7 protein-coding genes are annotated in these 5,193 nt (G+C 68.1%); 5 read left to right on the top strand and 2 right to left on the bottom strand.

All coding sequences use genetic code 11. The features are described 5' to 3' along the window. Positions 1–33: 33 nt before the first annotated feature. Complete coding sequence (locus tag ACH49X_RS26145) at positions 34–252, top strand: MbtH family protein (RefSeq protein WP_195078286.1); 219 nt, start codon at positions 34–36, stop codon at positions 250–252. 72 nt (positions 253–324) lie between these two features. Here ACH49X_RS26145 and ACH49X_RS26140 read toward each other — a convergent pair whose 3' ends face one another. Then, positions 325–1,776, bottom strand: coding sequence for a DNA-binding transcriptional regulator (locus ACH49X_RS26140; protein ID WP_195078287.1), 1,452 nt, complete (start codon positions 1,774–1,776; stop codon positions 325–327). Positions 1,777–1,927: 151 nt separating this feature from the next. Between ACH49X_RS26140 and ACH49X_RS26135 the strand changes: the two genes are divergently transcribed. Next, positions 1,928–2,116, top strand: a complete 189-nt coding sequence (locus tag ACH49X_RS26135; protein ID WP_195078438.1) for a hypothetical protein — start codon at positions 1,928–1,930, stop codon at positions 2,114–2,116. Positions 2,117–2,122: 6 nt separating this feature from the next. Next, positions 2,123–2,389 (top strand): hypothetical protein, encoded by a 267-nt coding sequence (locus ACH49X_RS26130; RefSeq protein ID WP_323124139.1) that lies wholly within the window; start codon positions 2,123–2,125, stop codon positions 2,387–2,389. A gap of 184 nt (positions 2,390–2,573) precedes the next feature. Here ACH49X_RS26130 and ACH49X_RS26125 read toward each other — a convergent pair whose 3' ends face one another. Then, the gene (locus ACH49X_RS26125) at positions 2,574–3,419 is read right to left on the bottom strand and encodes a helix-turn-helix transcriptional regulator (protein ID WP_195078288.1); all 846 of its coding nucleotides are present in this window, start codon (positions 3,417–3,419) and stop codon (positions 2,574–2,576) included. A 154-nt stretch (positions 3,420–3,573) separates the two neighbouring features. Between ACH49X_RS26125 and ACH49X_RS26120 the strand changes: the two genes are divergently transcribed. Next, the gene (locus tag ACH49X_RS26120; RefSeq protein ID WP_357104027.1) at positions 3,574–4,566 is read left to right on the top strand and encodes an SDR family oxidoreductase; all 993 of its coding nucleotides are present in this window, start codon (positions 3,574–3,576) and stop codon (positions 4,564–4,566) included. 228 nt (positions 4,567–4,794) lie between these two features. Continuing rightward, positions 4,795–5,163 carry a hypothetical protein gene (locus tag ACH49X_RS26115; protein ID WP_195078290.1) on the top strand — a complete coding sequence of 123 codons (369 nt, stop codon included), beginning with the start codon at positions 4,795–4,797 and terminating at the stop codon, positions 5,161–5,163. Positions 5,164–5,193 lie beyond the last annotated feature (30 nt).

The following is a 5,193-nucleotide window of genomic DNA, read 5'->3' as shown; positions in this document are numbered from 1 at the left end:
CCCCCACGAACCGACTCAGGAAGGAAATCCGAAATGACCAACCCGTTCGACGACGACAACGCCAAGTTCTACGTCCTGATCAACCAGGAGGGCGAACACTCGCTCTGGCCGGTCTTCGCCGCCGTCCCCGGCGGCTGGTCCATCGCCTACGGCGCCGCCAACCGCAAGGCCTGCCTGGAGTACGTCGAGACGCACTGGGTGGACATGCGTCCCAAGTCGCTCATCGAGGCCATGTCCACCGAGGGGAAGTGACCACCTGAATGCGCGGGGCGCGCCGGTCCACATCCCCCCTGCCGACCGGTGCGCCCCGCCTCGTCCGCCGGCTCAGACCTCGACGTGCGCCGCGTCGATCACCGCGTGCGCGTGCTGCCGCCATTCCGCGACGGCTTTGGTGCGCAGGCCGCCGAGCGCCGAGTCGAACTGTTTGGCGCGCTTGGTGACCGTGAGCCCGACGTAGGTGTGCGCGTTGGTGATGGCGCCGGTCGCCACCGCGCACGCCTCCTCGACTTCGCCCGAGGCCAGCAGCGCCGTGGCGTGCTCGAAGCGCACCAAGGCCGGTTCCATGGTCTCCGACGGGTCGTACAGCGCCATCGCGCGCGCGGCCGCCACGGCGGTCTCCTCGGCGCGGCCGAGGCGGGAATATCCGATCGCCTGATAAAAAGCGAGTTTCTCCGGGCGGAAAGAGAAGATACCGACCGAAAGGTCTTCTGTGCCGACGTCCTCCAACGCCGATGCCGATCGGGTTATACACCGTGCGAATTCATCGGCGTGGCCGAGACTGGCGTGCGCACGCGCCGCCATTCCCCACAACCACGCGGCGGCCGGGCCGTAGGACGGATTTTCTTGCAAGCGCCCGTCGAGTAACTGCAAAACTTCCTTCGGTTTATCGCTATACGTCGGCAAATACGCGAGCCCGGCCAGGGCGATGTCCTCCGAATAGCGGTCGCCGATGTCCTGCGCGGCGTGGATGGCGGTGGCGTACCACATGCGGGCCTGACCGAAGTGCCCCTCGTTGAACAGGATCTCGCCGACCACGTTCGCCAGCCGCCCCGCCGTGCGCACCAACCGGACCTGATGATGGGTCGGCTGCCGTTCGCCGAGACAGCCACGCACCAAACGGAATTGCTCCAGCCCCGTCTGCAACAGCTCGTGCGGCGGGACCTGCACCACCCGCGTGCCCAGGACCTCGGCCGACTGCTCCAGGAACGCCAGCCGCCGTTCGCTGATGGACCCCGCGTCGAGGGTTGCCAGCATCCGTTCGGGTTCACTCGCCACCAGGTCCGCCGCCTGGCCTGCCAGGCCCGCGCCGATGCAGGCCAGCAGTTCTCGCCTTCTCACGTCGTCTTCCTCGACTTCCTTGTCGAGCCCGATTTCCCTACCGAGCTTGGTGTGCCTTTCGGGCGCCGAATCGGCGCTTTCGTAGTCGGGGGCCGTCTCCTGGCGCGTGGTGATCGCGCGTTCGAATCGTTCGGCGACGACGGAATCGACGCCCGACAGGACCCTGTCCAGGAGACGCTGGCTAGCGGCGTGCATCCGGGTTGTTCGGCCGTTCTCCCACAGGACCACGGTGCGCGGTGTGACGCCCACCAGACGCGCGAATTCGTAACGGCTTCGCTTCATCGCCGTGCGAAGCGCATGTACAGCTTCGCCCGTCCAGTCGACCTCCACCATAGGTCTCTCTTCCTCGCTCCAGGCCGCTACAAACGGAAAGTACTCGCAATTACCGCATTCGGGTCTGTTATCTACCGAATCGCAACGCGCACTGTTGAATCGCACCCGGCATCGGGGGTCCGCCCAAACCCTGTCGAGGGCGCCCGTTGCCCGGAGCCCGGCGCACGGTCCCGACACGGCCCGATCCATCCGTGTCGAGCGCGGCTCCGGCGGCGCCTTCTCGATGCCGGGTGCACTGCGCTGATGGAGGTTGACGATGGACGTGTTGCACTCGGATGTCCGCGAGCTGTGGTTGATCCAGAGCCGCGACTGCACGCAGGAGCCGCTCGGTCTGACCTATGACCGCGCGCGTTTCCTGTGTGCTGTCCACGCCGGGCACGGCGCGCAGTGCAGGCAGTACCTATCCGCGTCGGCATTCTGTTCCCGGCAGGCCGCGGGCCAGTGAGCGGTCGTGAATCCGCTGCTGAGCATGCTCGGCGCGTGCACCTTGCTGGTGGCCGCGATCCTCGGCGTCGGCTCCTGCCTGCCGCGCGGCGGCGCCGAGGACGCGCACCGGCCGCCCGATGAGCCGTTCACCGTCGAACAGGCGCACCGGGTGATGCAGGGCCACCGGCCGTGCCGCGCCGACGTCTGCCCGCGCAAGCGAGCGGCCTTCCGCGCCCTGGTCGCCTCCGGCCGCGTCGTCCCGGACAACCGGGCCGACGGATACTCGCGCTGACCGAGCGTCGGCGTGCCGAACTCGTTGCCGTCCGGCGTGATCCGCCCGCCAACGAGATTCACCGCTGCCCGGGACTACGGCGAGGGAGCCCCGGCAGCGCCGGCGTCCTCGTATCCCCGTACCGCGGGGCTACGAGGACGCCCCGGTGCCCGCCGACGCGAGTCGCCGCGTGCCCGCCGCCGGGTCATGCACCGGGAGGGGTCCGAGGGCCGATGACGGAGAGAAGCCTCAGTTTCTCGTAGCTCTCACTGCCGGGGGCGGCGGTGTAGACGAGCAGGAGATGCGACTGCTCCGGGTCGACCAGTGTCTGGCAGGTCAGCTCCAAGGAGCCGACCTCGGGGTGTGTGTAGCGTTTGACGCCGTTGTAGTGGACGCCGATTTCGTGCTCGTTCCAGACGGCGCGGAATTCCTCGCTGCGGTCGAGCAGCAGGTCCATGAGGTGAGCGGCCCGTGAGCCCGGTCCGCGGAGTGTGACCATCTTGCGTAGTCCGGCGGCGAAGACGCGGGAGTGCAGCGCGTGGTCGTCCGGGTGGTACATCGCCCGGGTGGCCGGGTCGGTGAACCACCGGTAGCCGATGCTGCGGGACGGACCGGTGTATCGGGTGGTGTCGCCGGTGAGCGCGACGCCGAGCGGGGTCTGCCGGAGTGTCTCGCCGAGTTCGGTGACGATCTCGGCGGGGGTGTCGCCGAGCCGGTCGAAGATGCGCAGCAGTCCGGGACTGATGTGTTCGCTGGTCGCACCTCTCGCGGGCGGATTGTGCCCGGCGAGGCGGAACAGGTGATCGCGTTCTTCCAGGGACAGATGCAGACCCTGCGCGATCGAGGCGATCATCTGCTCGGACGGGTGCGGTCCGCGTTCCCGCTCGAGCCGGCTGTAGTAGTCGGTGGAGATGTGGCAGAGCGTGGCGACTTCCTCCCGCCGCAGACCGGCGGTCCTGCGCCGTCGCCCGCGGGGGAGACCGACGTCTTCGGGTTGCAGTGACTCCCGCCGGCGGCGCAGGAACTCGGCGAGCCCCGCTCGATCGATCACGGCTGCTTCCTCCCTTTCGGTCCGCTGCTGTTCAGTCTGCCTTCGTTGCCGGATGGCTGCCTGAGCGAGCCTGGGATCGAGAGGCCGTGGATATCCCGGTTGATCGGCCGCAGCCTGAGAGCACATCCACTTTCCAGGGAACCAGGAGCAGCACATGGCACGCACCCGACCGGACGTCACCGTTCCCGACCTGTCCGGGAAGCTCGCCGTCGTCACCGGAGCCAGCGACGGGGTCGGCCTGGGCCTGGCGGCTCGCCTCGCCGCCGCCGGTGCCGAGGTCGTCATGCCCGTCCGCAACTCTCGCAAGGGCGAGGCGGCGATCGCGAAGATCAGGCAGCGGCACCCGGAAGCCGTGGTGTCCCTGCGGGACCTCGACCTGTCGTCGTTGGACTCGGTCGCCGCGCTGGGAACCACGCTGCGCGAGGAGGGCCGACCGATCCACATCCTGGTGAACAACGCGGGCGTGATGACTCCACCGGACCGGAAGACCACCACCGACGGCTTCGAGCTGCAATTCGGCAGCAACCACCTCGGGCATTTCGCTCTCGTCGCCCACCTACTGCCCCTGCTGCGCGCGGGACGGGCGCGCGTGACCTCGCAGATCAGTATCGCCGCGAACGAGAACGCCATCAACTGGGACGATCTGAACTGGGAACGGTCCTACCACGGCCGCCGCGCCTACAGTCAGTCCAAAATCGCGTTCGGCTTGTTCGGGCTCGAACTGGATCGGCGCAGTGCGGCCGGAGGCTGGGAGATCACCAGCAACCTCGCCCATCCCGGTGTGGCTCCCACCAGCCTCCTGGCCGCGCGCCCCGAGGTCGGCCGGGCGCATGACACCGCCGCCGTGCGTGCCATCCGTGCTCTCTCTCGCCGCGGCATCGTTTTCGGGACGGTCGAGACCGCGCTGCTACCTGCCCTGCTGGCCGCCACCGCACCCGAAGCGCGCGGCGGCCGCATGTACGGTCCGAGCGGTCTCGGGCACCTGTCCGGCCCGCCCGCCGAGCAGGCCGTCTACTCCCGCCTTCGCAGCGAGGACGACGCCGAGCGCATCTGGCGGGTCTCCGAGCGCCTCACCCACATTCGCTTTCCGGCCATCGAGTCCGCCAGGCCCAGTTCGGCATCGATAGGTCCTCGCGGTCCGCGGTGATCGCGCTGCTTCTTGCTGTGGATCGTCCAGCGTCGATATTGATCGCGTTGCACATTTCGCTGCCGGAATCGGCACTGTCCGCACTGGGCGACCACGTATCCGGAGCGCCGGGCGCCGCCTCGGGCGTTCCGAATCGGGGAGACGGTGCGACTTCGAGGGTTCCTCGTCCCAGAACCCTCAACCACCGGCCGCGCGCCTAAGGTTGGTCCTGTGCCACAGTCACGTACGGTGCGATGGCTGCTCGGGGGGATCGTCGTTCTGGTCCTGCTCGGGGCGGTCTTCGTGGATACCACCTTCGGTCATACCGAGGTACGTAAGGTCCATACCCAGCCGGAGACCGTCGAATACGACGGGGCCACATATCACGTCGGCGTGGTCCGTCGCGAAAGCGCGCTGCTACGGCGGCGGTCTCCCGACGAGGTATGGGTGAGCCGGCAACCGGATATGAGCTACGGGCATGCGGTCGAAGTACGAATCACGGGCACGCCGGATCTAGTGATACTGGAGGCGCAATGGCGGGCCGACGGGGTTTCCGTCCGCTTCGAATCCGGACACGAACTGTTCGTTCCCGCACGGTTTTTCATCGGCGGTCGCTGAGTGCGTGCCCCTGGCGGGAGCGATGACGTG

Origin of the sequence: Nocardia sp. NPDC019323 (genome assembly GCF_044389845.1) — a bacterium.
Taxonomy (GTDB): domain Bacteria; phylum Actinomycetota; class Actinomycetes; order Mycobacteriales; family Mycobacteriaceae; genus Nocardia; species Nocardia implantans.
The sequence above is the reverse complement of the archived record's forward strand: the minus strand, read 5'-3'. Positions and strand labels throughout refer to the sequence as shown.

Coding starts and splice junctions, on each gene's coding strand:
- ACH49X_RS26145 (WP_195078286.1), top strand. CDS start 34: ATGACCAACCCGTTCGACGACGACAACGCCAAGTTCTACGTCCTGATC.
- ACH49X_RS26135 (WP_195078438.1), top strand. CDS start 1,928: ATGGACGTGTTGCACTCGGATGTCCGCGAGCTGTGGTTGATCCAGAGC.
- ACH49X_RS26120 (WP_357104027.1), top strand. CDS start 3,574: ATGGCACGCACCCGACCGGACGTCACCGTTCCCGACCTGTCCGGGAAG.